The sequence below is a fragment of the Roseomonas aerilata DSM 19363 genome (genome assembly GCF_000711725.1).
In the GTDB taxonomy this organism is placed as follows: domain Bacteria; phylum Pseudomonadota; class Alphaproteobacteria; order Acetobacterales; family Acetobacteraceae; genus Roseomonas; species Roseomonas aerilata.
This window is the reverse complement of record NZ_JONP01000007.1, coordinates 99,333-124,595: the sequence shown is the minus strand read 5'-3', so window position 1 is coordinate 124,595 and position 25,263 is coordinate 99,333. Positions and strand designations below refer to the sequence as shown.

Below are 25,263 nucleotides of genomic sequence, written 5' to 3'. Positions count from 1 at the left end.
TTCCCGCCGCATCTAACCCCTCGGCCGCCCCGGCCCGAAGCGACCCAGCCCAGGAGGCACGCGATGTTCATCGCCCGGTTTTCCTACGACGTGCTGCCCGCCAACCGGCAGCAGGCGATGGACTTCATCCGCCGCGAGGTGGAGGCCACCCGTGCCGCCGGCCTCAAGGCGCGCCTGCTGGTGCCCCTCACCCGCGGCCAGGGCGGCCCCGGTCTCCAGTTCGAGGCGGAGTTGACCAGCCTCGACCAGTTGGAAGGGCTGCGCCACCGGGGCGCCCAGACCTCCCGCGCGGAGGGCGAGGACTGGATGCGGGCCTTCAGCGACATCCTGCTCTCGCCTCCTATTGTCGAGATTCTGCGCGTGGACGAGGGATCCCCCTCCTGAAGCGCCTCCCTCCCGCAGGCGGGGCCGGAGCAGGCCCATGACCAGCACCGAAGCCGCCGTTCGCGAGGCCTTCGCCGCCCAGGCCCGCGCCTGCACCGAACGCGGATCCCCCTTCACCGCCACCCTCTGCGAGACCCTCGGCCGCCTGCTCGACAGCTCCACCGAGGTCGGGCGCCGGGTCCTCGGCTGGTCCGGGCGGCCCGATGCGCGCGGCGATTCGGTGCCGCTCCGCCTCGCCGCCGGGCTGCACGCCCTCGTCCGTCGCGGCCGCCTCCCGCACCTCGCCGCGCTCTACCCGCCCCACCCGCTCCCCGGGGCCGCTCCGCTCGAAAGAGCCCTCTCCGAGGCCCTGAGCGATGCCGAGAGCGACCTGCTCCCCTGGCTCGACCACCCGCCGCAGACGAACGAGCCGATGCGCTCGGCCCCGCTGATGGCCGGCCTCCTCGTCATCGCCGCCGAGACGGGCGGCCTGCCCCTCGCCCTGCACGAAGCCGGAGCCAGCGCCGGCCTCGTCCTCGTGCTGGACCGCTACGAGCACCACCTCGGCGGCGTCACTGCCGGCCGCCCGGGCTCCCCCGTCACCATCCGCCCGGCTTGGCAAGGCGGCCCGCCCCCTGCCATCCCCGCGCCCCGCATCCTCCGCCGGCAGGGCTGCGACCTGGACCCGCTGGACGTCACGGCGGAAGCGGACCGCGAGCGCCTCCTAGCCTATGTCTGGCCCGACCAGGCCGACCGGCTCGCCCGCGTCGAGGCCGCGATCGACCTCGCCGCCGCCGAAGCACCGAGGATCGAGCGCGCCGACGCCGCGGCATGGGCCGAGGAAACGCTCGACCCGCAAGGGGGCGAGGAAGGAGTGGCGCGCGTCCTCGTGCACGCCGTCGCCCTCCAATACGCGCCCGCGGAAACCGTGGCCCGCCTCGCGGCTCATGCAGCACGCGTCGGCGCGGGCGCGACGGAACGCTCGCCCTTCGCATGGCTGCGCTTCGAGGCCGACCCCGCTTTCGGCGAGCGCGGCAGCCTGCGCCTCACCCTCTGGCCCGGCGGGAAGGAACGCGTCCTCGCCCTCGGCGACACCCACGCTGAGGCACTGGAATGGCTGGGTTCCGCTGATAGGGCGGAGCCTTTGTCCTGACCTGCCGACGCTGATGACCCCGGGGAGAGGAAGAAGGAATTCTTCCTCTCCCCGGACCCCTCACCATCATCTTTTTCTTCAGGCTGGAGTCACTCAGCGGCCGGTGCGCCTCGGGTCGTAGACCCGAGGCGATGACACGCTCAGGAAGGGCATCGCAAGAAGCGCCGGCCCCCGATCACCGCGTCCGCGTCAGCCAGACGGGGATCCAAGGGCCTCAGGCCCTTGGCGGGTGAGGCCTGGAGAGGGCAGCGCCCTCTCCAGAGTCACCAGCACCGAGCTAGCCTGCGCCCTACCGCCGCTCCCGCACCCCCAGCAGCAGCACAGCCCCCACCGCCATGAACCCGGCCGTCGTTGCCATGCCCAGCCGCTGGCTCCCGCTCGCCTGCGTCACCGCCGCCAGCACCGCCGGCCCCAGGAACCCCGTGATCCGCCCGGACAGCGCGAAGAGCCCAAAATGCGCCGCCATCTCCTCCGCCGGCGCCAGACGCGCCATCAGCGTGCGCGACGCCGCCTGGGCCGGCCCGAAGAACAGCCCCAGCACCAGCGCCAACCCCCAGAAGGCCGAGGCGCTCTCCACGAGCACGAGCGCGAGGCCGATCACCACGAGGGCCGCGAGCGAGAGCAGCACCATCCGCTTCGACCCCACGCGGTCCTCCACCAGCCCGCCCAGCGCCGCGCCGATCCCGGCCGAGACATTCATCGCGATCCCGAAGACGAGCACCTCTTGGAACGCCATTCCGTGCACGCCGGCGGCGAAGATCGCCCCGAAGGCAAAAAGGGTGTTCAGCCCGTCCGTGTAGAACAGGCGGGCGATGAGGAAGCGCAGCATGTCCGGCCGCGCCGGCAGTCCGCGCAGCACCTCGCGCAGCTCCCGCAGCCCTGCCCGCGCGGCGGCGGCCCAGCCGGGCCGGGTGCCAGGCGGGTCCCGCGTCGCGGCGATGACCGGCCAGCCGAACAGCAGCAGCCAGCCCGCCACGAAGACAGCCGTCGCCCGGATCGTCTCGCCCGAGGCCTTGTCCAGCCCGAAGGGCGCCGGATCGGGCCGGATCAGCCCGAACAGGCACAGCACGAGGCAGCACAGCCCCCCCGCATAGCCCAGCCCCCAGGCCAGGCCGGAAACCCGCCCGATGCGCGCGGGCACCGTCACGTCCGGCAGCATCGCGTTGTAGAAAACCGTGCCCACCTCGAAGGCCACCGTCGCCAGCCCCACGCAGGCCAGCGCGTAGAAGGCCCATTCCGCCTCCGGCCGCGCGAACCAGATCGCCCCGGTGAAAACGGCGGTCGCGGCGGTGCAGAGCGCCAGCATCAGCCGCCGCCGCCCCCCGGCGTCTGCCACCGCGCCCAGCACCGGCGAGAGGAAGGCGATGCCCAGCCCCGCCACCGTCTGCATCCACCCCCACATCGCCTGCCCGGAAACCGGATCGGGCGCGACCGCCTGGGCGAACCAGGTCGCGATCACGAAGGTGGTGACCACCGTGGGAAAGGCGCTGTTCGCCCAGTCGTAGAGCGACCAGGCGAGTTCCCGGCGCGTCATCGGCAGGAGACCGGGAAGGCGGCACCCCAGCCGGCTCCCGCATCATCCTCCCTGCCGCGGCGGCGCAGCCCTCGCGGCGGGCTCACGCCCGTTCCAGCGCGCGCAGCGCGACCGAGACAGCCGACAGCTCGCCCAGCCCCGCCGCCTCCCGCGCCAGCCGCACCGCCTCCGCCGGCGGCGCCACCGGCTGTCCGGCCAGCGCCGCGCGCGCCAGCCGTGCCTGGAACGCGCCCAGGTCCTCCAGCAGCGCCGCCCGCGCGCGCGGACCGAAGGCCCCCGGCGCCGGGGCGGCCAGCGCCGCGGAGCGCAGCGCCTCCAACCCGAAGTCGCGCCCCGCCGCATCCCAGGTCGCCGCCGCCCGCCCGGGGTCCACCCCGGCCCCCGCCGCCAGCCGCACGATTCCGATCGCGGCCGAGAGCGGACCCGCCCCCGCCACCAGCCGCGCCGCTCCCTCCGGAAGGGGCGAATCGCGCGGCACCGGCACGGCGGCGATCAGCGCCTCCACCCCCGGCCGCAGCAGCGCCTCCACCTCGGCCAGCGGCGCCGTGTCGCCCAGAAGCGCCCGCGCCGCATCCTCGTGCAGCCGGCGAAGCACGAGCAGCGCCGCGCGCCGCGTCTCGGGCGGCACCGGCGCGGCATCGAGCGAGTCCTCCGCCGCCCCGATCCCGAAGAGCCGGTCCGCCAACCAGGCCGCCCGCGCCACCGCGGCCCCGTCCGCCTCCGCCGCCAGCCGCGACACCCCTGCCGGCCCCAGCCGGTTGGCCGCCGCATTCGCCAGCATCGTCGCGACAAGGTTCCGCCGCAGCCGGTGCCCCTCGATCGGCGCCGGAAAGCGCTCCTGTAGGGGATGCGGGAAGTAGCCGCGCAGCAATGGCAGGAAGGCCGGGTCGTCCGCCAGCGCGCCCTCCTCCACCGCATCCGTCAGCCACAGCTTCGCGACGGGCAGCAGCGCCGCGATCTCCGGCCGCGTCAGCGCGTCCCCCGCCCCGATCCGCTCCGCCATCCGCGCGGCCGAGGGCAGGCCGAGAACGGCGCGATCCAGCAGCCCCGCCCCTTCCAGCCGCACCATCAGCGCCGCCTGGGCCGGCAGCGCCTCCGCCCCCGCCGCCTGCTCCAGGGAAAGCGCGCCGAACTGCGCGGCATTGTCCGCCAGCACCAGCGCGGCCACCTCGTCGGTCATCGATTCCAGCAGGTCGTCCCGCTGCCGCCGCGTCAGCGCCCCGCCGCGCTCGGCTTCCGCGAGCAGGATCTTGATGTTCACCTCGTGGTCGGAGGTGCTGACGCCCGCGGAGTTGTCCAGCGCGTCCGTGTCGATCGCGACGCCGTTGCGCGCGGCCTCGATCCTTCCTGCCTGCGTCACGGCAAGGTTCGCGCCCTCGCCCACCACGCGCGCGCGGATCTCCCCGCCATCGATGCGCAGCGCATCGTTCGCGCGGTCCCCGGCTTCCGCCTGGCTTTCCGTCGCCGCCTTCACATAGGTCCCGATCCCCCCGAAGTAGAGAAGATCCACCTCCGCCCTCAGGATCGCGCGCATCACGGCGGCGGGCTCCGGCCGCTCCTCCTCGATGCCCAGCAGCGCCCGCGCCTGCGGCGAAAGCGGGATGAAGCGCGCATTGCGCGGGAACACGCCCCCGCCCTCGCTCACCAGCCGCACGTCGTAATCCGCCCAGGAGGAACGCGGCAGCGCGAAGAGCCGCGCCCGCTCCTCGAAGGAGCTCTCGGGATCCGGATCGGGGTCGATGAAGATGTGCCGGTGGTCGAAGGCCGCGACCAGCCGCGTCTGGCGCGAGATCAGCAGCCCGTTGCCGAAGACGTCGCCGGACATGTCGCCCACGCCCGCGCAGGTGAAGGGCTCGGCCTGAATGTCGCGCCCCATCTCCGCGAAATGCCGCGCGATCATCACCCAGGCACCCTTGGCGGTGATCCCCATTTCCTTGTGGTCGTATCCCGCCGACCCGCCGGAGGCGAAGGCATCCCCCAGCCAGAAGCCGTATTCCGCCGACAACCCGTTCGCGATGTCGGAGAAGGTCGCCGTCCCCTTGTCCGCGGCCGCGACGATGTAGGGATCGTCCCCGTCCCGCCGCACCACGCGATCGGGCGGCACCACGCTTCCGTCGGCCCCGTAGTTGTCCGTCACGTCCAGCATCGCGCGGATCAGCGTCCTGTAGGCCGCGATCCCCGCCGCCATGAAAGCCTCGCGGTCCGAGGCCGGCGGCACGTTCCCCTTGAGGATGAAGCCGCCCTTCGCGCCCGTCGGCACGATGATGACGTTCTTCAGCCGCTGCGCCTTCATCAGCCCGAGGATCTCCGTCCGGAAATCCTCGCGCCGGTCGGACCAGCGGATGCCGCCGCGCGCGACGGGCCCGGCGCGCAAATGGCAGCCCTCCATATGCGTCGCCGAGACGAAGATCTCCCGCCAGGGCCGCGGGTCCGGCATCTCGCCGGCACGCGCGCTCTCGATCTTCAGCGAGAGATAGGACTTCTCCTGGAAGTAGTTCGTCCGCACCACCGCATCGAGCGCGGTCCGCAGCCGCGAGAGAATGCGGTCCGTGTCCGGGTCCGCGATCCCCTCCATCAGCGCCGTCCATTCCGCGGCGGCCTTCGCCTCGTCCGCCGCGCGGTCCGCCGCGTCCGGATCGAAGCGCGCCCTGAACAGCGCGACGAGGATCCGCGCCGCCTCCGGCACCGCCGCCAGCGCCCCCTCCACCGCCGGCTGCGGGAAGGCGAAGCCCACCTGCTTGCACCAGCGGAACACCGCCCGCAGCAGCCAGGCCTCCCGCCAGGTGATCCCCGCCCGCAGAGCCAGGCGGTTGAAGCCATCGACCTCGGCCCGCCCCTCCAGCAGCGCGGAGAGCGCGTCCAGCAGCTCGTCGAAGCGATCCTCGGCCGCCTCCGTCCCCGCCTCCAGCGCGAAGAGGTGCAGCACCACCGGCCCCGCGCCCGCCGGGCATAGCCGCCAGGGCTGCTCCTCGATCGCCCGCAGGTCGAGGCTCTCGAACAGCGGCAGCGCGTCGGCCAGTGGCAGCGGCCCGCCCGGCGCGGCCAGCCGCAGCGCCAGCCGCCGCGGCCCCTCGCCGGGAATGCGCGAAACACTCGCCACCGGCCGCCCGGCCACCAGCGCCGCCTCGGCCAGCCGCAGGTCCGCCACCGCCTGCGCCGCCGTCATCTCCTCCGCGTAGGAGGGCGGGAAGGCCTCCGCCCAGCGCGCCGCCAGACGTGCCCCCTCGGCCTCCCCGGCCGCCTCCGCCAGCGCCTCGCCCAGCGCCTCCGGGAAGCGCCGCGCGGCCTGCGCCACCGCCCGCTCCAGCACCGCCGGATCGGGCGAAAGGACCGTGCCGGGATCGGTGCCGATCACGTAGTGAACCCGCGCCAGCGGCGTGTCGCCGATCGCGATATAGAAGGCCGAGAGCCGCCCGCCGAAGGCCGCGGCCAGAAGCCGCCCCACCCGCTCTCGCGTGCGCGTGTCGAAGACCTCCCGCGGGAACCACACGATGGCCGAGACGAAGCGCTCGAAAGGGTCGCGCCGCAGCACCAGCGCCGGGCGCGGCCGGATCGCAAGGTCCAGCGCCCGCCGCGCGCCCTCCAGGATCTCCCCCTCCTCCGCCTGGAACAGCTCGTCCCGCGGCCAGGTGTCGAGGATGGACTGGAAGGCCCGCGCGTCGTGGCTGTCCGGCGCCGCGCCCGAGGCCGCCAGCACCCGCCGCACCTTCGGCGCCAGCCAGGGGATGGAGCGCGGGTTGCGATTATAGGCCGTCGCCGCGAAGAGCCCCATGAACAGCCGCAGCCCCACCACCGCGCCGTCCGCGCCGAAGATGCGCGTGGCCACCACGTCCGCGTGGCTCGGCCGGTGCACCAGCAGCCGCAGGTTCGCCTTGGCCACCGCCAGGGCCACGGGCTGCGTGAGCGCCGCCCGCACGGGCCCGGTCACGGCGGAAAGGTCGCGCAGCGCGTCGAACAGCGGCACCGATTCGTCCCGGAGCAGTCCGAGCCCGTCCTCCACCGTCACCGGCCCGCCGGGCGGCATCCGCAGCACCCGGTGCCCGAGGAAGACAAAGTTGTCCTCGGCCAGCCAGCGCAGGAAGGCGGCCGCCTCGGCGCCGTCGGGCGCGGCCGAGACCTCCAGCTCCGCCGTCACCAGCCGCTCGAGTACCGGCGCGAAATCGCCGACCGCCAGCCGCACCTCGTCCAGCGCCTGGCGCAGCAGCGCCTCCACCGCCGGCCAGTCCGCCGGCGCCGCCCGGCCGGGGCCGGCGGGCGCGATCTCGATCCGCATGACGCTCTCGTTTGGCCCGCCCGGCTCGGCCGGCCCGATCGCCCGCACCCGCCCCGCCGGGTCCCGCCGCACCGAGAGAACCGGATGCAGCAGCCGCCGCACCCCCCGCCCCCCGCGCGTGAGCGCGGCCAGCGCGCTCTCCACCAGGAAGGGCATGTCCTCGCTCGCGATCTCCGCGACGGCGCCGCCCCGCCCGTCGGCCCGCGGGGGCGTCAGCCGCAGCGCCGCCGCCCCCGGTCGCCGCCCGTCGATCACGGCGAACAGCGAGGCCGCCTCGGCCGCCAGATCCTCGGGCGCGAGGCCCGCCAGTTCCTCCAGCGGAATCGCCGCGCCAAGGCCGCGTAGCAGCTCGGCGGCCGCCGGCGGCAGTCCCGGCGCCATCCGCCCGAGCGCCGCCACCGCCTCCGCCAGAAGGGCCGCGCGCATTCCCTCCTCCCGCTCTGGGCCCGGGCTCCCGCCGGACGGTCCGGGCTGGCTTGCCGGTCTCAGGTCGTCGGGCATGCGCTCTCTCCTCCTGGCGGCCAGAAGGTCGGCCGCCCGGCCGCGCGGCGCAAGCCACCGTTGCAAGGCACAAGCGAGCCGGCCGCGAGGTGCAAGCGCGCCCGCTCGCGAGGTGCAAGCGCGCCCGCTGGGAGCAGTGCGCCCGCGCCACGGAAGGCCGCTTCGTTCCGCGGCCCGCCCCCTCGCCCCTGGCCGCCCCGCCGCGTTCCGCCTACCCTGCGCGCGCCATGGCCCTGACGCTTGCAGACCTCCTCGCGCCCATCGAACCCGCCCGGTTCTTCGCGGAGTTCCACGACCGCCAGCCGCTCCACATCCGCGGCGGGGCGGCGAAGTTCGCAAACGTCCTCTCCTGGTCCGTTATCGACCGGCTGCTGAACCAGACGCATATCTGGACCAGCCAGTCCCTCAAGCTGCAAATGGACGGCCAGCCCGTCCCGCCCGAGGCCTACTGCCTCCGCGCCACCAGCCGCGACAACGTGCCGGCCATGCAGCCCGACGCCCGCAAGCTCCGCGAATGGGCCGCCAAGGGCGCCTCCTTCGTGCTGAACGACGTGGACAGCCTCACCCCTGGCCTGGCCTCCGTCTCGGAAGCGCTCGAGGATGCCGGCCTCGGCCGCGCCCAGGCGAACGTCTACGTCTCCTTCCAGGCGCATAAGGCCTTCCCCACCCATTTCGACACCCACGACGTCTGGGCCGTGCAGGTCGAGGGCGAGAAGACCTGGAACATTTGGTCCGGCCGCGCCGAGCACCCGATCCCCCACCCCGCCTTCCGCAGCCTCGGCCAGGCCCACCACGACCGCGCCAAGGGCATCCTGCGGGAGAAGGTGCTGCTCAAGGCCGGGGACCTCCTCTACCTCCCCCGCGGCTGGTACCACGACGCGCTCGCCGAAGGCCCCGCCTCCGTCCACGTGGCCTACGGCGTCCACGCCCCCATCGGCCTCGACCTCGCCAACCTCCTCGTCGAGCGCGCGATCCAGGACCCGCCCTTCCGCCAGCCCCTGCCCCGCCAGGACGGCACGCCCGCCGCGCAATTCGCCCTCACCACCCGCGCCGCCCAGCTCGGCCAGCGCCTGGCCGAACTCGCGCGCGACCCGCAGGTCCTCCAGGTCCTCGCCCGCCACGTGGCCGAGGCCCGCTACCACCGCGGCGGCGTCAACCTCCTCGCCGCCCGCGGCCTCGAACCCGCACCTGCCGAGGAAGCCGCCCCCGCCGACGGCACCCCCGGCTTCCGCGTCCTCGCCCCCGGCGCGAAGCCCGTCCGCCGTGGCGCCGACTGGGTGCTGAAAACCCCCGCCGCCACCCTCCCCCTCACCCCGCCGGAAGCCGAGGCCGCCAATTGGCTCCTCGCCCGGCGCGAGGTGGACGCGGCCAGCCTCCGCGCCGCCCACCCCGCCGTGGACGCCGAAGCCCTCCTCACCCGCCTGACCGACGCCGGAGCACTCGCCGCCGCATGAGTCCCCTCCTCGCCGTCGCCCTCCTCCTCACCTTCGCCAAGCCCATCTTTCCCGGCGCCGCCCAGGCCCAGCCCGCCCACCAGCCCGGCTTCGCCTGCGTCGGCGCCGAGGCCCTGGAGGACGACGTCTTTGACATCCCCTTCCCCGCCGGCCGCGACCGCCTGACCGAGGCCGCCCGCACCAACCTCAACGCCGCCATCGCCCTTCTCAAGGCCGAGCCGGACCGCAACGCCTGTATCCTCGGCCACGCTCACCGCGAGGGCGGCCAGCAAACGAGCGTCCAGCTCGCCGCCACCCGCGCCCGCGCGGTGAAGGACGCCCTCCGCGCCGCCGGCCTGCCCGAAGCCCGCCTCCGTTCCGAGGCGCGCGTGGCCGGCTTCAGCCGCACCACCGCCAACACCGTTGCCCGCAGCGTCTCCATCGTCGTGATGCCGGCGGTCGCCGTCCGCCCCGAACCCCTGCCGCGCCCGGCCACCCCACCCCCAACGCGCGAAACTACGCCGCCACCCCCGGCGCCACCGCCTGAGCCACCACCGCGCGAGGTCACCCCGCCGCCTCCGGCCCCGCCAGCCGAGCCACCGCCATCGCGCGAGGCAACCCCACCACTCCCCGCCCCGCCCGCCCAGCCGCCGGCACGCGAAACCACCCCGCCACCACCGGCCGAGCCAGCCGGGGCGAAGCCGGACTAGGGCTGGCGCTGACGACTCCGGGGAGAGGAAGAAGGAATTCTTCCTCTCCCCGGACCCCTCACCATCATCTTCTTTTTCAGGTTGGGAATGCTCGGCGGTCGGTGCGCCTCGGGTCACTGACCCGAGGCGACGGCACGTTCAGGAGGGTTCCGCGATAGCCCAATGGGGATCCAAGGGCCTCAGGCCCTTGGCGGGTGAGGTCCGGAGAGGGCAGCGCCCTCTCCGGGGCCATCAAGCGCGACACTGCGCTGCTCCTGCTCACACCCGCGATACACCGTGGCAGGACCCGGCACGCAGTGAACGTGTCAGGGCCTCGGCCGGCTCCTAGTCCGGCAGCGTTCCGTCCTCCTTCAGCACCTCTCCCGCGAGATAGAGGCTGCCGCAGACCAGCACCCGCCCCGGCCCTCCCCGCATCGCCGCCAAGGCATCCGCCACGCGCGGCCCCACCCGCGCCACCCCGCCCGAGGCCGCCACGATCTCCTCCGGCGCTACCGCCAGGTGCTGCCCCGGCTCCGCCACCGCCCAGACCGAAGCCGCGCGGGGCAGCAACGGTGCCAGGAAATCCGCGACCGCCTTCGACCGCTTCATCCCCACCACCAGGTGCAGCGGCCGGTCTCCCCAGGCCGCGAGCTGCCCCGCCAGGGCCTGGCCCGCCCCGGGATTGTGCCCGCCGTCCAGCCAGAGCTCCCAGCCCGCCGGCAGCGCCGCCGCCAACCGCCCATGAAGCCGCTGCAACCGTGCGGGCCAGGTCGCGCCCGCTACCCCTGCGGCAATCGCCGCCTCCGTCAGCCAATCAGGTCCCCAGGCCCGCAGCGCCGCCACCGCGATCCCCGCGTTATCCGCCTGATGCGGCCCGGGCAGCCCCGGCGGCGGCAGGGCGAGCACCCCGCCCGCATCCCTCCAGTCGAGCCCGCCATCCGCCCGCCACGCGGTATCCCAGGCCGCGCCCCGCGCCAGCAGAGGCGCCCCCAGCCGGGCCGCCTCCGCCTCCAGCACCGCCATCGCCTCCGGCGCCTGCACCCCCGTCGCCACGGGCACGCCGGGCTTGATGATCCCCGCCTTCTCCCCCGCGATCGCCGCCAGCGTGTCGCCCAGGAAATCCGTGTGGTCCATCGAGATCGAGGCGATCGCGCAGGCCGCCGGCCGCTCCACCACGTTCGTCGCGTCGAAGCGCCCGCCCAGCCCTACCTCCAGAACCAGCAGGTCCGCCGGCACCCGGCTGAACAGCAGGAAGGCAACGGCCGTCGTGATCTCGAAGACGGTGATCGGCAGCCCCGCATTGGCGGCCTCCACCTCCTCCAGCGCGGCGGCCAGCACCTCCTCCTCCACCAGCCGCCCGGCGAGGCGGATCCGCTCGTGGAAGCGCACGAGATGCGGGGAGGTATAGGCGTGCACCCGCCGCCCCGCCGCCTCCGCGACCGCGCGCAGGAAGGCGCAGGTGCTGCCCTTCCCGTTCGTCCCGGCCACGTGCACCACGGGCGGCAGCCGCCGCTCCGGATTGCCCAGCGCGTCCAGGCAGCGCTGCAAACGACCGAGGCTGAGGTCGATCAGCTTCGGGTGCAGCCCGTGCAGCCGGTCGATGATCAGCTCGGACCGCCCGGCGGGGACATCCGCCCCGGGCACCACCCGCAACCCCGCCGGCGCCCCCCAGGGGGTCGCGGGAACACTGCCCTTATCGGCCATGGCCGCCCATCCGTTCAAAGCCCCGGCCGGTTCCCGGCCGGGCGCGCGCCAGCCCGGCCGCTACTCCGCCGCCGGGGCGGGCGCGGGCGCCGCGGCCTCGGCCACCTCCGCCTCGGCCAGCCGCTCCGGCGGGCGCAGGAAGCCGATCAGCCGGGACAGCATGCCCCGCATCTCGCCCCGCGGCACCACCATGTCGAGGATGCCGTGCTCCAGCAGGTACTCCGCCCGCTGGAAGCCCTCGGGCAGCTTCTCGCGCACCGTCTGCTCGATCACCCGCGCGCCCGCGAAGCCGATCAGCGCCCCGGGCTCGGCGATCTGCACGTCGCCCAGCATCGCGAAGCTCGCCGTCACGCCGCCCGTGGTGGGATCGCAGAGCACGGTGATGAAGGGCAGCCCCGCCTCCTTCACCATGCGCGTCGCGATCACCGTGCGCGGCATCTGCATGAGCGACACCGCCCCCTCCTGCATCCGCGCCCCGCCCGAGGCCGTGAAGACCACCAGCGGCGCGTCCTGCAGCACGGCCAGCCGCGCGGCGGTCACGATCCCCTCGCCCACGCCCGCGCCCATGGAGCCGCCCATGAAGGAGAACTCGAAGGCCGCGACCACCGCGGGCCGCCCCTCGATCGCCCCGTGCGCGACCGCGATCGCGTCGTCCATACCGGTTTTCTGCTGCGCCTCCCGCAGCCGGTCGCCGTAGCGCCGCTGGTCGCGGAAGCGCAGCGGATCCGCCGGTGCCCGCGGCAGCTCAATGCGAGCCCAGCCGGGATCCAGCGTGTAGTCCAGCCGCTGCTGCGCCGAGATCCGCATGTGGTGCCCGCATTTCGGGCACACGTGCAGGCTCCGCTCGAGATCCTGGTGGAACACCATCTCCCCGCAATGCGGGCACTTGATCCAGAGGTTCTCGGGCACGTCGCGCTTGGCCCCGAACAGCGTCTGTATCTTGGGCAGCGCCCAGTCGGAGATCCAGTTCATCCCTGCCCCATGCCCTGCCCGGGCCCCGCCTTCAACCCCGCGGACCACTCGCGGCCGACGAGCCGGCGGGAGGTAGTCGCGTCGGCCTGTCCGGCGCAAGGGGCCGTTGGGGAGAGAGCATGATCCGGCGGGCACTTGCGGCCCCGGATGAGCCCCCGCCTCCCCCGGGCCACAGCGCCGCCCCCTGAAAACCTATCCTCCCAACCCCTGGACCAACGCCCCGTTCCCGGCGTTATCTCCGCGCATGGCGTCCCCCGATCCCTACGAAATCCTGGGCGTGAGTCGGACGGCCGACACGGACACCATCCGCAAGGCCTTCCGCAAGATCGCCAAGACGAACCACCCCGACCTGAACCCCGGCGACAAGGCCGCGGAGGAGCGGTTCAAGGCCGCCAACGCCGCCAACGACCTTCTCTCCGACCCCGAGCGCCGCGCCCGCTACGACCGCGGCGAGATCGACGGCACCGGCCAGGAGGTCCCGCCGCGCGGCTACTACCGCGACGCCGCCGAGGGCGCACAGGGCGCCCGCTACCGCCCGCGCGATCCCTTCGCGGGCATGGGCGGCGGCACCGCAGGTGCCGCCAGCTTCGACCCCGACGACCTCGAGGACATCCTCGGCATGTTCCGCAGCCGCGAGAGCGGCCCCCGCCGCGGCCGGGACGCGCATTACCAGCTCTCCGTGGACTTCCTCGACGCCGTGAACGGCGCCACCCGCCGCCTCACCCTGCCCGACGGCCGCGACCTCGATGTCCGCATCCCGCCGGGCCTCGAGGACGGCCAGGTCCTGCGCCTGCGCGGCCGCGGCCTGCCGGGCATCCAGGGCGCGCCCGACGGCGACGCCCTGATCGAGGTCACCGTCCGCGCCCACCCCTTCTTCCAGCGCGCCGGCCGCGACCTGCGGATGGAGGTGCCCGTCACCCTCCGGGAGGCCGTGCTCGGCGCCCGCATCGCCGTGCCCACCCCGCGTGGCGAGGTGATGCTGACCGTCCCGCCCCGCTCAGAGGCCGGCACCCTCCTGCGCCTGCGCGGCCGCGGTGTCGCAGAGTCGGGCGGCACCCCCGCGGGCGACCTCCTCGTCACGCTCCGCCTCGTCCTCGGCCCCGTGGACGAGACGCTGGAAGCCCTCCTGCGCGACTGGTCGCCCCCCGCCGGGGAGGACCCGCGGGCCGAGATGCGGAGGCGCGCATGATCGGCTTCGAAACCGTCCTCATCCAGATCCGCGGCCTTGAGGAAACCCGGCTCCGCGCCTGGATCGACGAAGGATGGGTCCGCCCCGCGCAGGAGAACGGCCAGCCCGTCTTCGAGGAGATCGACCTCGCCCGCTGCCGCCTCATCCTCGAACTGCAGGAGGAGCTGGAGGTGAACGATGCCGCCATGCCCGTCGTCCTCCATCTGCTCGACCGCCTTCACGCCACCCGCCGCCAGCTCCGCCGCCTGGCCGAGGCGCTCGACCGCGCGAGGGGCGCGCCCCATGAACGGTGAGGCCGAAGCCAGCGCGCCGGACCTCGCCGGCAGCGTCGGCGCCCTCAGCGCCGCCATCCTCGGCGCCGCCCTCGACGTGGCGGGGCTCGCGGCCCTCATCACCGACGCCCCGCTCGACCCACCCGGCCCCATCATCCGCTACGCCAATGCCCATTTCGAGGCGATCACCGGCTACGCCGCCGCCGAGCTGATCGGCCAATCCCCCCGCATCCTCCAGGGTCCTCGCAGCGACCGCGCCGAACTCGACCGCCTGCGCCGCGCGCTCGAGACGGAGCGCGCCTTCACCGGTGCGACGACCAACTACCGCAAGAACGGCACGCCCTATAACAACGAGTGGATCGTCGGCCCTATCCTCGGTCCCGCAGGGGAGCTGACGCACTGGTTCTCCGTCCAGCGCGACGCGGGCACCGACCCGCGCCCCCGCCCCGCCGCCGAGCTGCTTCGCCCCCGCATCACCTCCATGCTCGAAACACTGCGGGCCATCGCCACCCGCACCCTCGTCGCGCCCGAGGACGGCCGCGTCTTCACCGACCGCCTCGCCGCCCTCGGCCGCGCCCAAGCCGCCGCCGGGCCGGAGGGCACAAGCCTCGAAACCCTCCTGCACGGCGAACTCACCGCCGCCACGCTGCAAGGCCCGCCTGTCACCCTCCGCCCGGGAACCGCGGAACCCCTCGCCCTCGCCCTGCACGAACTCGCCGCCGGCGCGAACCACCCCGCCGTCACCTGGCGGGTCGAGGAAACCCCCGAACGCCGCCTCCACCTCGAATGGCGCGACCACCCTGCCCCCGCCACCAGCGGCTGGTCCCTCATCGAGAAAGTGCTCCGCTTCGCCCTCGGCGCCGAAACCCGCCTGCACCGGGATGCGGAGGGGCTGCTCTGTACCATCGAGCTTCCTCTCGGCGGGTGATGCGGACCTGGAGAGGGCCCTGCCCTCTCCAGACGTCCGAGGCAGTGCCTCGAACCCCGCCAAGGGCCTGAGGCCCCTGGACCCCCATCTGGCTGTCGCGAAGCCTTCCTGAACGTGTCGTCGCCTCGGGTCATCGACCCGAGGCGCACCGACGACTCAGTGTCTCCAACAGATAAAAGAAGATGAGAGGGGGTCCGGGGGAGAGAATTCCTTCTCTCCCCCGGCGCCACCAGCACCGGCCCGCCCTATCGCACGCAGATCCGCGCCCGCGTCGCGTCGCTCACCCAGCAGGCCGGGTCCGCCTCGCTCCGGACGTAGACCCCGGGAAGGCTCACATTGCGCGGCCCGAGGGTCACGAAGGCCGAGGCCCGCCCTGGTTCCTCCACGTTCACGAGGAAGGTCGGCTTGCCCGGCGCGCTGATCCGGAAGCTGCCCGCCTGGTCCGTCGGCTGGAAGTCGCAGGGGTAGGTTCCGTCGTCGGTCGTCGTGCAGCGCGCCGGCCGCGCCTCCGCCGCCAGGGGCAGGAGGAGGATCGCGGCCGCCAGGACCCCACCCCGCATCAGTAGCGCCGCCGGGGCCTCGCGGCCGGGGCGGGCTGGGCGGGGTCGAAGCGCACCCAGCCCGGCACCTGCGCCTGGAGGTTCACCTCGCGCCATTTCGGGTGCCGCGGCGGCACGAGGAAGCGGTCGAACTTCGTGGCGAAGGCATCGACGAAAGACGCGACCTTGCGGTGCCGCTCCGTCCCCGGCGTCCAGCCATAGACGGCCATGACGGCGCCCACCGCCAGCGTGTCCACGGCCTCGTCGCCCGCGATCAGCCCCGGATACTGCGCGCGGAGGAGCTGCGCGGGCAGGTAGGTCTCCATCAGCGCGGGCGTCATCGGCAGCGACAGGAAGCGCAGCCCCGAATCCGCGGTCAGGCCCGAGAAGAGCCGCGCCGGCTTGCCCGTCACATAGACCAGCGCCGCGATCTCGCCCCGCTTCAGCCGTTCGAGCGCGACGTCCTGCGGGTCGTTCACCAGCACCGCCTGCACCCCCGCCGCCTCCAGGATGAGGGAGGCCGTCATCGCCGTGCCGCTTCCAGCGACATCGACGTTCACGCGCTTGCCCGCCAGGTCCTCCACGCGCGCGATGCCGGCGCCCGCCAGGACGTGCACCTCCTCGTCATAGAGCTTCGCGATGTACTGGATCACCGACCCCGCAGCCGGCACCAGCCGCCGGCTGCGCACGAAGGCGAGCACGTCGGATTGCACGATCCCGACATCGACGCCGCGCAGGAACATGATGTCGGTTAGGTTCTGCACGGAGCCGCGCCCGATGATCGGCAGCACCCGCAGCCGGTCCCCGTCGTCGAGCACCGCCGCGAGGTCCGCCGCGATCCGGACATAGGTGCCGTCCACCCCGCCCGAGATCACGCCGATCGTCCCGGCATTCGCCCGCGCGCCCATGTCGCCCGGCACCTCGCGCGCGCCCTGGGCCGAGGCCGTCCGCAGCGCCGGCAGGGCCAGCGCCCCCGCCAGCAGCAGCCGGCGCCCAGGGCCTGCTACGCGCCCCCCGCTCAAGGCGCGCGCCCCTCGACCGAGGCCAGGCGATGCACCAGCCCCCGCGCCTCCGGATCGCCCAGCGCTACCCCGCGCCGGTACCAGGTCGCCGCCATGGCCGGATCGCCGCGCAGGCCCCGCACCTGCAGCGCCGCCAGCTCCTCGGGGTCGTAGCTGCGGCCCATCGCCGTCGCCGCCGCCCCGCTGCCGGCGGCCGCCGCCCGCTCGTAGAGCAGCCGCGCCGCCGAGACATCCCCGATCGCCATCATCGCATCCCCCCGTCGCACCAGCGCCGCCAGCATCTCCGGCGCCACCGGCCCGGGCGGCGGGCGCGGCGCCACAACGGCCGAAGGCATCGCCGCCGGCCCGAGCAGCGATGGCCCGGGCAGCGGCGGCTCCGCCAGCCCCGCCACCGGACCGGCGACCGGCGTTTCCTCAGGCACGGGCGCCGGCGCGGGCGGCGCCGGACCGGCCGATGGCACCGGCAGCGCCGAGGCCAGTGACGGCCCTTCCGCCTCCTCATGAACCGCCGGCGCATGAACCGCCGGCGGCTGACCGGAAGCGACGGGATCGCCCGCCCCCTCGCCCGGCGAGGCCTCGGCACCCTCCGTCGCGGCAGCCGGGGCCGCGGCGGCCGCCACGGGCGCCGGGGCCTCGACTGGCGCGGGCTCGGGTGCCGCGGCCGCCGTCACCGTCCGGCCCTCCACCTCCCGAGGCACGGCAGGCGCCGGCGCAACCGTCCCGGCATCCGGGCCAACCGATGCCACGGGCGGCGCCGAGGGAGCGCGCGGCGTTGCCCATCCGCCCGGCAGCGGAAGATGCCCCGTCCAGGCCGCGGCCCCGACACCCGCCAGCAGCAGCACCGCGAGCGGCAGCGCCCGCCGCGCCAGTCCAGGCCGCGACCCCGCGGCCGCCAAGACGACCGGCGACACCGCGACGGCGGGCCGCGCCTCCTCGGCCGGACCCGGCGTCGCCGCCGCGGCCGCCGTTTCGTGAAGGCGGATCTCCGCCGGCCTTGCCCCGGCCGCCTCCGCAACCGTCGCCTCCGGAGGGTGGCTCCCGGCCATTTCGGCCACCGGCACCTCCGCCAGGCGGATCTCCGCCGGCTGCGCGGCCAGCGTCTCCGCCAGCCGGATCTCGGCCGGCTGTGCAGCCAGCGCTTCCGTCAGGCTGATCTCGGCCATCTCGTCGGCCGCCAGGCGGCTCTCCGCCACCGGAGCCGGCACTTCGGCCAGCCCGCTCTCCGGCGCCTCCTCAACCAGCGCCTCCTCAACCGGCGCCTCCCCAACCGGCGCCCCCCCGACCGGCTCCTCCGCCACCGCAATCCCGGCAGCCGGCATCTCCGTGACCGGTGCCACAACGGGCGCCACAACGGCGGGCGCCTGCACGGCCGGCAGCTCCGACAGCAGGGCGCGCGCCCGCTCCAGCCACGCGCCCCCGCCTGGCCTGGGCCCGGCGGAGAAGGCGGCATCGAGCAGCACGGTCAGCCGCCAGCAATCCGCTTCGGAAAGGGAGAGATACACCACGGGCGGCACCGCCCCCGCGCCCCGCGCCCGGTAGGCCGCCCGGAAGCGCGCCGCCGCCTCCGGCTGGTCCTCCGGCGAGAGGTCGATCAGCGCGACGCCATGGGCGGGATGCAGCAGCGCGAACCGCACCGCCACGGGCGGCCCGGAGGCATCCCCCGGCAGATAGGCGGGCGAGATGACCTCGCCCCCCCAGGCGTCGAGGAAGCCCTCGGCCTCATCCTCAGGGGATTGGGGAAGGGAATGGATCATGGCCGCCCCTGGACGACGAAGGCGGAGCCCGTCGCGCGACACCGGCCTCTTCCCTCCGGCATCGGAACGTGCTGGCAACCCTGGCCCGAAGGGCGAACGCTGAACATGCCGAAGAAAAGCACAACCGCCGCGGCCAGCCCATACCACAAGTTTAGGAGCAAGGGCCGTACCGCGCCGCGGAGGCGCGGTCCCGGGCGCCCACAATCAGCCCTCGCGCGCCCCGCGAACCCCCTCCGCCAGCGCCCGCACCCCGTCCAGCACCGCCCGCACCGTGCCGGACGTCGCGCGCCCCGCCTCGTCGAGCGTCCCCGCCAGGATCTCGATGAGGGATGAGGCCACCACCGCCCCATCCGCCACCCGCACCGCATCAGCCGCCTGGGCCGGGGTGCGCACCCCGAAGCCGATCGCGATCGGCAGGTCGGTCGCCGCCCGCACGATCGGGATCGCCTTCTCCAAGTCCTGCACCTCGGCCGAGCGCGTGCCCGTGATGCCGGTGATCGCCACGTAGTAGATGAACCCCCCCGCGCCATCGAGCACGACCGGCAGCCGCCCCTGCAGCGAGGTCGGCGCCACCAGCCGGACCATATCGAGGCCCTGCGCGTAGGGCCGCAGCTCCTCCGCCTCCTCGGGCGGCATGTCCACCACGATCAGCCCGTCCACCCCGCTCTCCCGCGCGTCGCAGCAGAAGCGCTCGGCGCCGTAGGCGAGGATGGGGTTGAGATAGCCCATCAGCACGAGCGGCGTCTCGTCGTCGTCGCGGCGGAAGTCGCGCACCATCGCCAGCGCGCCCGCCAGCGTGCCGCCCGCCTTGAGCGCCCGCTGCCCCGCCTTCTGCACGGTCGGCCCGTCAGCCGCCGGATCGGTGAAGGGCACGCCGATCTCGATCAGGTCCGCCCCCGCGCCGGGCATCCCCCGCAGGATCGCCATGCTCGTCGCCGGATCGGGGTCGTAGGCCTCCAGGAAGGGCATCAAAGCCCCGCGCCCCTCCGCCCGCAGCGTCGCGAAGCGCGCCGCGATCCGCCCCGTCCTGCTCCGCGCCGGCGCCTGCGCCTGCGCCTCGGCGGCCGCCGCGCTCACAGCGCCTCTCCCAGGTGATGCGCCACCGTGAAGATGTCCTTGTCCCCGCGCCCGGAAAGGTTGAGCACGATGATCTCGTCCTTCCCCATCTCCGGCGCCCGCTTGATCACCTCGGCCAGCCCGTGCGCGCTCTCCAGCGCGGGGATGATCCCCTCCAGCTTCGAGCACAGCATGAAGGCCGAGAGCGCCTCGTCATCGGTGGCCGCCGTGTATTCCACGCGCCCGATCTCGTGCAGCCAGGAATGCTCCGGCCCGATGCCCGGATAATCCAGCCCCGCGGAGATGGAATGCGCCTCCGTGATCTGCCCGTGCCGGTCCTGCAGTAGATAGGTCTTGTTCCCGTGCAGCACGCCGGGGCGTCCGCCATTGATGGCCGCCGCGTGCTGCCCGCTCTCGATGCCGTGCCCGGCCGCTTCCACGCCCACCAGCTTCACCTCGGCGTCATCGAGGAAGGGATGGAAGATCCCCATCGCCGAGGACCCGCCGCCGACAGCGCAGACCACCACGTCCGGCAGCCGGCCCTCGATCGCCAGGCACTGCTCCTTCGTCTCCTCGCCGATCACGCACTGGAAGTCGCGCACCATCTGCGGATAGGGCGCGGGCCCGGCCACGGTGCCGATGCAGTAGTAGGTGTCGTGCACGTTCGCGACCCAGTAGCGCAGCGCCTCGTTCATCGCGTCCTTCAGCGTCGCCGCGCCGGAGGTCACCGCGTTCACCTCGGCGCCGAGCAGCTTCATGCGGAACACGTTCGGCTTCTGCCGCTCCACGTCGGTTGCGCCCATGAAGACCGTGCAGGGCAGGTCGAACAGCGCGCAGGCGGTCGCGGTCGCAACCCCGTGCTGCCCCGCCCCCGTCTCGGCGATGATGCGCGTCTTGCCCATGCGCTTGGCCAGCATGATCTGCGCGAGCACCGCGTTGATCTTGTGCGCGCCGGTGTGGTTCAGCTCCTCGCGCTTGAGGTAGACCTTCGCGCCGCCGAGGTGGTTCGTCAGCCGCTCCGCGAACCAGAGCGGCGAGGGCCGGCCCACATAGTCCTTCAGCAGCCGCCGCCATTCCTTGTCGAACTCGGGGTCCTTGCGGGCGGCGTCATAGGCCTCCTGCACCTCCACGATGTTGGGCATCAGCGTCTCGGCCACGAAGCGGCCGCCGAAATCGCCGAAGCGGCCGCGGACATCGGGCCCCTGGCGGAGGGAGTTGGGAAGCGGCGTCGGAAGCGGCTTGTTCACGGCGGGTTCTTTCCCGGTACGGGTTGGCCCGGAGAAGGGGGCAGGGGCTCTTAGCGCGAGGTGGGGGCTCGGTCACGTCCGCGCCACCCGGCGGCACCCAAAGGCCATCGCAGCGCCCCCACCGCCAGCCCCGCGATCACCAGCGCCATCCCCGCCAGCCGCACCGCCCCGAAGCTCTCCCCCGTCACCAGCGCCGAGGAGGCGGCGCCCGTGATCGGCACCAGCAGCGCGAAGGGCGCGACCGTCGTGGCGGGATAGCGCGCCATGAGGAAGCCCCAGATCCCGTAACCCACCAGCGTCGCCGGTACCGCGAGGTACAGCACCGCGGCCACGCCCATGAGGTTGAGGTGGGCCAGCGCGTGCCCGACCGTCCCCGCCCCCTCCACCGCGAGCGAGAGCGCCAGCAGCGGCAGGATCGGCACCAGCCCCAGCCAGGCCATCAGCGCGACGGGCCCGCCGGGGGAGGAACCGGCACCGCGCAGCAGCACGTTCCCGCCCGCCCAGCTCGCCGCCCCCGCGAGGCAGAGCGCGAGGCCCAGCCCCGTCATTCCCCCCGCCCCCGCCGTGCTGCCGATCAGCGCGAGGCCGGAGAAGGCCACCGCCATGCCCGCCACCGCCCGCGCCGTGGGCCTCTCCCGCAGGACCGCCGCCGCGATCAGCGCGGTCAGGAAAGCCTGCGACTGCTGCGTGACCGAGGCCAGTCCCGGCGGCATCCCCGCCGCCATCCCCGTGAACAGCAGCGCGAACTGCCCGAGGAAGAGGAACACGCCGATCGCCACCAGCCGCCCCGCGGGGATGCGCGGCCGCGGCAGCCACAGCACCGGCACCGCGGCCACCACGAAGCGCAGGGCCGCCATCAGCAGCGGCGGCAACCCGGCCCGCAGCCCCAGCTCGATCACCACGAAGTTGAAGCCCCAGAGCGCCGTCGTCAGCAGGGCTAGCAGGACATGCGCGGGCCTCACCCGCCGCGCCCGGCGGCTCTGGCGTGCCCGGCGGCCACGGCCGGCGCGGCGGTGCCCGCCGCTCCGCGCGCCGCCCGGATGAATTCCGCGATGCGCGCCGGGTCCTTCACCCCGCGGGAAGCCTCCACGCCCGAGGAAACATCCACCCCCGGCGCGCCGGTCGCCCGCACCGCCTCCGCCACGTTCTCCGGCGTCAGCCCCCCCGCCAGCAGCCAGGGCCGCGGCACCGCGCGCCCCGCCAGCAGCGACCAGTCGAAGGCGGCCGCGTTCCCGCCCGGCAGCGCCGCCCCCGGCGCCGGCTTCGCGTCCAGCAGGAAGCGGTCCACCACGGGCGCGTACTCGTCCAGCAACGCAAGATCCGCGGCGGTCGCGATCCCCAGCGCCTTCATCACCGGCAGGCCGAAGCGCGCGCGCAGCGAAGCGCAACGCGCCGGCCCCTCCTCCCCGTGCAGCTGCAGCAGGTCGAGCGGTGCGGCATCGAGCACCGCGGCGATCTCCTCGTCCGAGGCATCGACGAAAAGCCCCACGCGCAGCGGCCAGCCCTCTCCCGGCGCATGGGCCAGCAGCGCCGCCGCCCGGGCCCCCGTCACCGCGCGCGGCGAGGCCGGGAAGAAGACCAGACCGATCATCTCGGCCCCGCCCGCCACCGCCGCGTCCAGCCCGGCGCGGTCGGAAAGGCCGCAGATCTTCACCGCCACCACCGCCGCGTCCTCAGCCCACGACCATGGCGGCAATGGCCGCCGCCGCTGCCGCCGGTTCCGCCGCCCCGGTGATTGGCCGCCCGACCACCAGCCAGTCCGCCCCGGCCGCCACCGCGTCCCCGGGCGTCGCGATGCGCGACTGGTCCCCGGCCGCACTGCCCGCGGGTCGGATGCCTGGCACCACCAGCAGCGGCCCGGATCCGTGTGCGTCGCGGATCAGCGAGACCTCGCGCGGGGAACAGACGAGCCCGTCCGCCCCGTTCTCCATTGCCATCCGCGCCAACCGCAGCACCTGCTGCGAGGGGCCGCCCGAAACCCCCGTGGCCGCCAGCGCCGCCGCGTCCATGCTCGTCAGCACCGTCACTGCCAGGATCGCCGGACGCGCCGCGCCGAATCCCTCCGCCGCCTCCCGCGCCGCCGCCACCATCGCCGGCCCGCCGCCCGCATGGATCGTCAGCATGGCCGGCCCCAGCGCGCAGGCCGAGCGCACCGCGCCGGCCACCGTGTTCGGGATGTCGTGGAACTTGAGGTCGAGGAACACCGGCCGGTGCCGCGTCACCCGCGCCACCGCCGCCGACCCCTGGGCCACGAAGAACTCGAGGCCGAGCTTCAGCAGGCCGACATGCGGCGCGAGCGCCGCCGCCAGTTCCTCGGCCCGCTCGGCGCTGTCGGTGTCGAGCGCCGCGATCAGCCCCGCACGGTTCGGTCGCTGGATCATGGGGGCCCTCCTGTCCGGCTACCCTTACCTGCCGGGAGGCCGACGCGACAGGAGGGGGGCCGCATGGCGCCCATGCCCCGCGGCGAACCCGCCAAGCCCTGCGGCGTGCCCGCCGCGCAGCCCGGCTCCGTCAGCCGCGGTCCATCGCCTCTGCCGCGGCCCGGTCGCGCGGGTCGGCGCTCGCGGCCAGGCCCTCGCGCACGCCTTCCCGGTCCGGCGCCGAGCGGTTCTGCGAGAGCTTGCGCTTGCCCAGCACCCGCTCGATCAGGAGGCGGATGCCGACGATCCCCTTCAGCTGCGCCGCGGTGAAGGCGGCCGGCGCGTCGGTCACCGCCCAGGGCTCCGCCCGCCCCTCCTCGTGCCGCCCGGTCAGGCGGGAGACGGCGTCGAGCAGCCGGGCCGGATCCTCGAAGACCTCGACCGCGCCCTCCACCGTCACCGCCTCGTAGTTCCAGGTCGGCACCACCCGCCCGTGCTCCGCCTTCGAGGGGTAGAAGCCCGGCGAGACATAGGCTTCGGCCCCCATGAAGACCGCGAGCGCCCGCGGCGCGGCGGCCAGCGCCTGCCAGTGCGGGTTGGCCCGCGCCAGGTGCCCGAGGAGGTGGTCGCCGTCGAGCACCAGCGGCAGCGGCGTCACCAGCGGCACGCCCTCTGGCCCGTTGCTCGTCAGGATCGCGAGGCGGGAGGCCGCGATCAGGCCGCGCAACACCGCCGGGTCCTCCTCCCGGAAGGCGGGGGGAATGTAGAGGGCGGGGGCTGTGGCCGCGGGGCTCCTGTGGCAACCATCGCTCATGCTTCGACCCCCTGCCCTTCTCCGCGACCGGCGCGCGCCGGCGGCGGTCCTGCTCATACTGCTGACGCTGCTGTACGTGCCTGCCTATCTGAACGACCCGGCCATGCCCGGCAACGAAACGCCGGAGGGCTGGTGGGGCTGGTGGGACCAGGAGCACTACCTCGCCTCCGCCAGGGGCTTCGCGGAGGGCGATCTCTCCTCCGCGCGGCACTGGTATCCGATGGGCTACGCCCTGCTCGGCGCGCCCTTCGCGCGGCTGCTGCCCGACCATCCCTTCTTCCCCGTGAACCTCGCGGCCCTGCTGCTGACAGGCCTTGCCTTCCTCGGCTTCGCGGGGCGCGTCGGGGTGGGCGCCTGGACGGCGGCGGCGCTCTTCCTCGGCAGCGCGGCGGCGGACAGCCTGCTGCTCCGCTGCTGGACCGTGCCCTGGAACACCTCCCCCGCCAGCGCGGCGCTCTGGGTGCTGTTGCTGCTGGCGGCGGGGCACATGGCGGGGCGCCGGATGCCGCTGGCCATGGGCGCCGTGGCGGCCCTCGTCGGGCTGTTCCGACCGAGCGACATGCTGCCCGCGCTGATCATCCTCGCCGGCGTGGCGCTGCATGAGGCCTGGTTGCGGCGGGCGCTGCCGTGGCGGACGGTGGCCGGGGTGGCGGCGGGGGGCCTGACCGTGGCGGCGGCGGGGCTCGTGCTGCACCTCCTCATCCACGGGGCAGGGCCCTCCCCCTACATGGAGTGGTCGGGGAAGGTGGGGCTGTCCTTCCACGCCTTCGGGTGGAAGGCCTTCGCGCTGCTGGTCGCGCCACAGCCCTGGTGGGGGGATGGGCAGGGGCTGATGGCGCGGCATCCCTGGATCGGGCTGGCGCTCGTCCTGCTGCCCTTCGCGGTGACGCGGGGCGCGGTGCTGGCGGTGCTCGCCGCGGCGATGCTCGCGCATCTCGCCTTCTACACGGCCTATGTGGACCTGCTGCCGACGGGGCTCTGGCGCTATCTGAATGTCCACTACTTCAAGTGGATGATGCCGGGCTTCGCGCTGCTGGCCTGGGTGGGGCTGGTGCAGGTGGTGCGGTGGCGGGGCGGGCGGGTGCTGCCGGCGGTGGCCTCGGTGGCGATCCTGCTGGTGCTCTCGGTGCGGATCATGCCGGCGCAGGCGCGGGGGGAGGCGACCTGGCGGGGGCTGCAGGTGGCGGGGCCGGTGCCGGGGATGGCCGAGAGCTACTTCGACATGAGCGTCGTGCACCGGGACGCGGCGGGGGAGCTTCGCAACGTGCTGGACATGCGGCTTTGGCCGGTGCCGCAAGGGGTGCGGGTGCTGGCGCTGCGGCGAGATTTTGTGCCACCGGTGGAAGGGTTGGCGGAGGGAACGGTGGCACTGGTGCCGCGGGTGGGGCTGGGCTGGCCCTGCTGGTTGCCGGGGCGGCCGAGGGCTTGCGTGCGTTTGGGCGGAGGGTGAGCGCGCGGGG

General features: G+C 74.4%; 21 protein-coding genes. 8 read left to right on the top strand and 13 right to left on the bottom strand.

Annotated elements, in window-relative coordinates:
* Window positions 1-63: 63 nt before the first annotated feature.
* Window positions 64-384 carry a hypothetical protein gene (locus BO39_RS10175; protein WP_043832645.1) on the top strand — a complete coding sequence of 107 codons (321 nt, stop codon included), beginning with the start codon at window positions 64-66 and terminating at the stop codon, window positions 382-384.
* A gap of 37 nt (window positions 385-421) precedes the next feature.
* Window positions 422-1,516 carry a DUF2332 domain-containing protein gene (locus BO39_RS10170; protein ID WP_043832644.1) on the top strand — a complete coding sequence of 365 codons (1,095 nt, stop codon included), beginning with the start codon at window positions 422-424 and terminating at the stop codon, window positions 1,514-1,516.
* Between the two features lie 289 nt (window positions 1,517-1,805).
* On the opposite strand, the gene BO39_RS10165 is transcribed toward BO39_RS10170, so the two are convergent.
* Both BO39_RS10165 and BO39_RS10160 read right to left on the bottom strand, forming a co-directional pair.
* The gene (locus BO39_RS10165) at window positions 1,806-3,050 is read right to left on the bottom strand and encodes an MFS transporter (RefSeq protein ID WP_043832642.1); all 1,245 of its coding nucleotides are present in this window, start codon (window positions 3,048-3,050) and stop codon (window positions 1,806-1,808) included.
* An 82-nt stretch (window positions 3,051-3,132) separates the two neighbouring features.
* Window positions 3,133-7,824 (bottom strand): NAD-glutamate dehydrogenase, encoded by a 4,692-nt coding sequence (locus tag BO39_RS10160; protein WP_052401892.1) that lies wholly within the window; start codon window positions 7,822-7,824, stop codon window positions 3,133-3,135.
* Window positions 7,825-7,913: 89 nt separating this feature from the next.
* On the opposite strand from BO39_RS10160, the gene BO39_RS10155 reads away from it, so the two are divergent.
* Entirely contained in the window at window positions 7,914-9,278 is a 1,365-nt protein-coding gene (locus tag BO39_RS10155; RefSeq protein ID WP_245615075.1) for a cupin domain-containing protein, read from the top strand.
* Entirely contained in the window at window positions 9,275-9,967 is a 693-nt protein-coding gene (locus BO39_RS10150) for an OmpA family protein (RefSeq protein ID WP_043832640.1), read from the top strand. The genes BO39_RS10155 and BO39_RS10150 overlap by 4 nt, the downstream gene beginning before the upstream one ends.
* A gap of 324 nt (window positions 9,968-10,291) precedes the next feature.
* Here BO39_RS10150 and BO39_RS10145 read toward each other — a convergent pair whose 3' ends face one another.
* Both BO39_RS10145 and accD read right to left on the bottom strand, forming a co-directional pair.
* A complete protein-coding gene (locus BO39_RS10145; protein WP_084698007.1) occupies window positions 10,292-11,650 on the bottom strand; it encodes a bifunctional folylpolyglutamate synthase/dihydrofolate synthase in 1,359 nt (452 codons plus the stop codon).
* Window positions 11,651-11,710: 60 nt separating this feature from the next.
* Window positions 11,711-12,622, bottom strand: coding sequence for an acetyl-CoA carboxylase, carboxyltransferase subunit beta (gene accD / locus BO39_RS10140; RefSeq protein ID WP_043832639.1), 912 nt, complete (start codon window positions 12,620-12,622; stop codon window positions 11,711-11,713).
* Between the two features lie 244 nt (window positions 12,623-12,866).
* Here accD and BO39_RS10135 point away from each other — a divergent pair, with 244 nt between their 5' ends.
* Genes BO39_RS10135 through BO39_RS29815 form a run of 3 tightly spaced genes read left to right on the top strand, consistent with a single transcriptional unit; the run spans window position 12,867 to window position 15,011 of the window.
* Window positions 12,867-13,811 (top strand): DnaJ C-terminal domain-containing protein, encoded by a 945-nt coding sequence (locus BO39_RS10135; RefSeq protein ID WP_043832638.1) that lies wholly within the window; start codon window positions 12,867-12,869, stop codon window positions 13,809-13,811.
* The gene (locus tag BO39_RS10130; RefSeq protein WP_043832636.1) at window positions 13,808-14,104 is read left to right on the top strand and encodes a chaperone modulator CbpM; all 297 of its coding nucleotides are present in this window, start codon (window positions 13,808-13,810) and stop codon (window positions 14,102-14,104) included. Before BO39_RS10135 ends, BO39_RS10130 begins: the two co-directional genes overlap by 4 nt.
* Window positions 14,094-15,011: a PAS domain-containing protein gene (locus BO39_RS29815; protein WP_052401891.1), complete on the top strand. Its 918-nt coding sequence runs from the start codon at window positions 14,094-14,096 to the stop codon at window positions 15,009-15,011. Before BO39_RS10130 ends, BO39_RS29815 begins: the two co-directional genes overlap by 11 nt.
* Window positions 15,012-15,256: 245 nt before the next feature.
* On the opposite strand, the gene BO39_RS10120 is transcribed toward BO39_RS29815, so the two are convergent.
* From BO39_RS10120 to BO39_RS10080, 9 genes are all read right to left on the bottom strand, one after another.
* Window positions 15,257-15,571 carry a hypothetical protein gene (locus BO39_RS10120; RefSeq protein ID WP_043832630.1) on the bottom strand — a complete coding sequence of 105 codons (315 nt, stop codon included), beginning with the start codon at window positions 15,569-15,571 and terminating at the stop codon, window positions 15,257-15,259.
* A complete protein-coding gene (locus BO39_RS10115; RefSeq protein ID WP_043832629.1) occupies window positions 15,571-16,572 on the bottom strand; it encodes a TAXI family TRAP transporter solute-binding subunit in 1,002 nt (333 codons plus the stop codon). Before BO39_RS10115 ends, BO39_RS10120 begins: the two co-directional genes overlap by 1 nt.
* Complete coding sequence (locus BO39_RS29810) at window positions 16,569-18,326, bottom strand: hypothetical protein (protein WP_052401890.1); 1,758 nt, start codon at window positions 18,324-18,326, stop codon at window positions 16,569-16,571. Before BO39_RS29810 ends, BO39_RS10115 begins: the two co-directional genes overlap by 4 nt.
* Before the next feature lie 204 nt (window positions 18,327-18,530).
* Entirely contained in the window at window positions 18,531-19,403 is an 873-nt protein-coding gene (gene trpA / locus BO39_RS10105) for a tryptophan synthase subunit alpha (RefSeq protein WP_084698006.1), read from the bottom strand.
* Complete coding sequence (trpB, locus tag BO39_RS10100; RefSeq protein WP_043832628.1) at window positions 19,400-20,629, bottom strand: tryptophan synthase subunit beta; 1,230 nt, start codon at window positions 20,627-20,629, stop codon at window positions 19,400-19,402. Before trpB ends, trpA begins: the two co-directional genes overlap by 4 nt.
* Window positions 20,630-20,679: 50 nt before the next feature.
* Window positions 20,680-21,591 carry an EamA family transporter gene (locus tag BO39_RS10095; RefSeq protein WP_052401889.1) on the bottom strand — a complete coding sequence of 304 codons (912 nt, stop codon included), beginning with the start codon at window positions 21,589-21,591 and terminating at the stop codon, window positions 20,680-20,682.
* Entirely contained in the window at window positions 21,588-22,292 is a 705-nt protein-coding gene (locus BO39_RS10090; RefSeq protein ID WP_408735166.1) for a phosphoribosylanthranilate isomerase, read from the bottom strand. The genes BO39_RS10095 and BO39_RS10090 overlap by 4 nt, the downstream gene beginning before the upstream one ends.
* Before the next feature lie 10 nt (window positions 22,293-22,302).
* Complete coding sequence (gene pyrF, locus BO39_RS10085; RefSeq protein ID WP_043832627.1) at window positions 22,303-23,010, bottom strand: orotidine-5'-phosphate decarboxylase; 708 nt, start codon at window positions 23,008-23,010, stop codon at window positions 22,303-22,305.
* A 130-nt stretch (window positions 23,011-23,140) separates the two neighbouring features.
* A complete protein-coding gene (locus BO39_RS10080) occupies window positions 23,141-23,803 on the bottom strand; it encodes an FMN-binding negative transcriptional regulator (RefSeq protein WP_052401888.1) in 663 nt (220 codons plus the stop codon).
* Between BO39_RS10080 and BO39_RS10075 the strand changes: the two genes are divergently transcribed.
* Window positions 23,802-25,253 carry a hypothetical protein gene (locus tag BO39_RS10075; protein WP_043832626.1) on the top strand — a complete coding sequence of 484 codons (1,452 nt, stop codon included), beginning with the start codon at window positions 23,802-23,804 and terminating at the stop codon, window positions 25,251-25,253. The genes BO39_RS10080 and BO39_RS10075 overlap by 2 nt on opposite strands.
* The last annotated feature ends 10 nt before the right edge of the window (window positions 25,254-25,263 follow it).

What these genes read in the sequence shown, in the direction of transcription:
- pyrF (WP_043832627.1), bottom strand. Translation starts at nt 23,010, where the DNA reads ATGATCCAGCGACCGAACCGTGCGGGGCTGATCGCGGCGCTCGACACC.
- BO39_RS29815 (WP_052401891.1), top strand. Translation starts at nt 14,094, where the DNA reads ATGAACGGTGAGGCCGAAGCCAGCGCGCCGGACCTCGCCGGCAGCGTC.
- BO39_RS10175 (WP_043832645.1), top strand. Translation starts at nt 64, where the DNA reads ATGTTCATCGCCCGGTTTTCCTACGACGTGCTGCCCGCCAACCGGCAG.
- BO39_RS10120 (WP_043832630.1), bottom strand. Translation starts at nt 15,571, where the DNA reads ATGCGGGGTGGGGTCCTGGCGGCCGCGATCCTCCTCCTGCCCCTGGCG.
- BO39_RS10135 (WP_043832638.1), top strand. Translation starts at nt 12,867, where the DNA reads ATGGCGTCCCCCGATCCCTACGAAATCCTGGGCGTGAGTCGGACGGCC.
- BO39_RS10075 (WP_043832626.1), top strand. Translation starts at nt 23,802, where the DNA reads ATGCTTCGACCCCCTGCCCTTCTCCGCGACCGGCGCGCGCCGGCGGCG.
- BO39_RS10150 (WP_043832640.1), top strand. Translation starts at nt 9,275, where the DNA reads ATGAGTCCCCTCCTCGCCGTCGCCCTCCTCCTCACCTTCGCCAAGCCC.
- BO39_RS10170 (WP_043832644.1), top strand. Translation starts at nt 422, where the DNA reads ATGACCAGCACCGAAGCCGCCGTTCGCGAGGCCTTCGCCGCCCAGGCC.
- accD (WP_043832639.1), bottom strand. Translation starts at nt 12,622, where the DNA reads ATGAACTGGATCTCCGACTGGGCGCTGCCCAAGATACAGACGCTGTTC.
- BO39_RS10165 (WP_043832642.1), bottom strand. Translation starts at nt 3,050, where the DNA reads ATGACGCGCCGGGAACTCGCCTGGTCGCTCTACGACTGGGCGAACAGC.
- BO39_RS10145 (WP_084698007.1), bottom strand. Translation starts at nt 11,650, where the DNA reads ATGGCCGATAAGGGCAGTGTTCCCGCGACCCCCTGGGGGGCGCCGGCG.
- BO39_RS10130 (WP_043832636.1), top strand. Translation starts at nt 13,808, where the DNA reads ATGATCGGCTTCGAAACCGTCCTCATCCAGATCCGCGGCCTTGAGGAA.
- BO39_RS10160 (WP_052401892.1), bottom strand. Translation starts at nt 7,824, where the DNA reads ATGCCCGACGACCTGAGACCGGCAAGCCAGCCCGGACCGTCCGGCGGG.
- BO39_RS10080 (WP_052401888.1), bottom strand. Translation starts at nt 23,803, where the DNA reads ATGAGCGATGGTTGCCACAGGAGCCCCGCGGCCACAGCCCCCGCCCTC.
- BO39_RS29810 (WP_052401890.1), bottom strand. Translation starts at nt 18,326, where the DNA reads ATGATCCATTCCCTTCCCCAATCCCCTGAGGATGAGGCCGAGGGCTTC.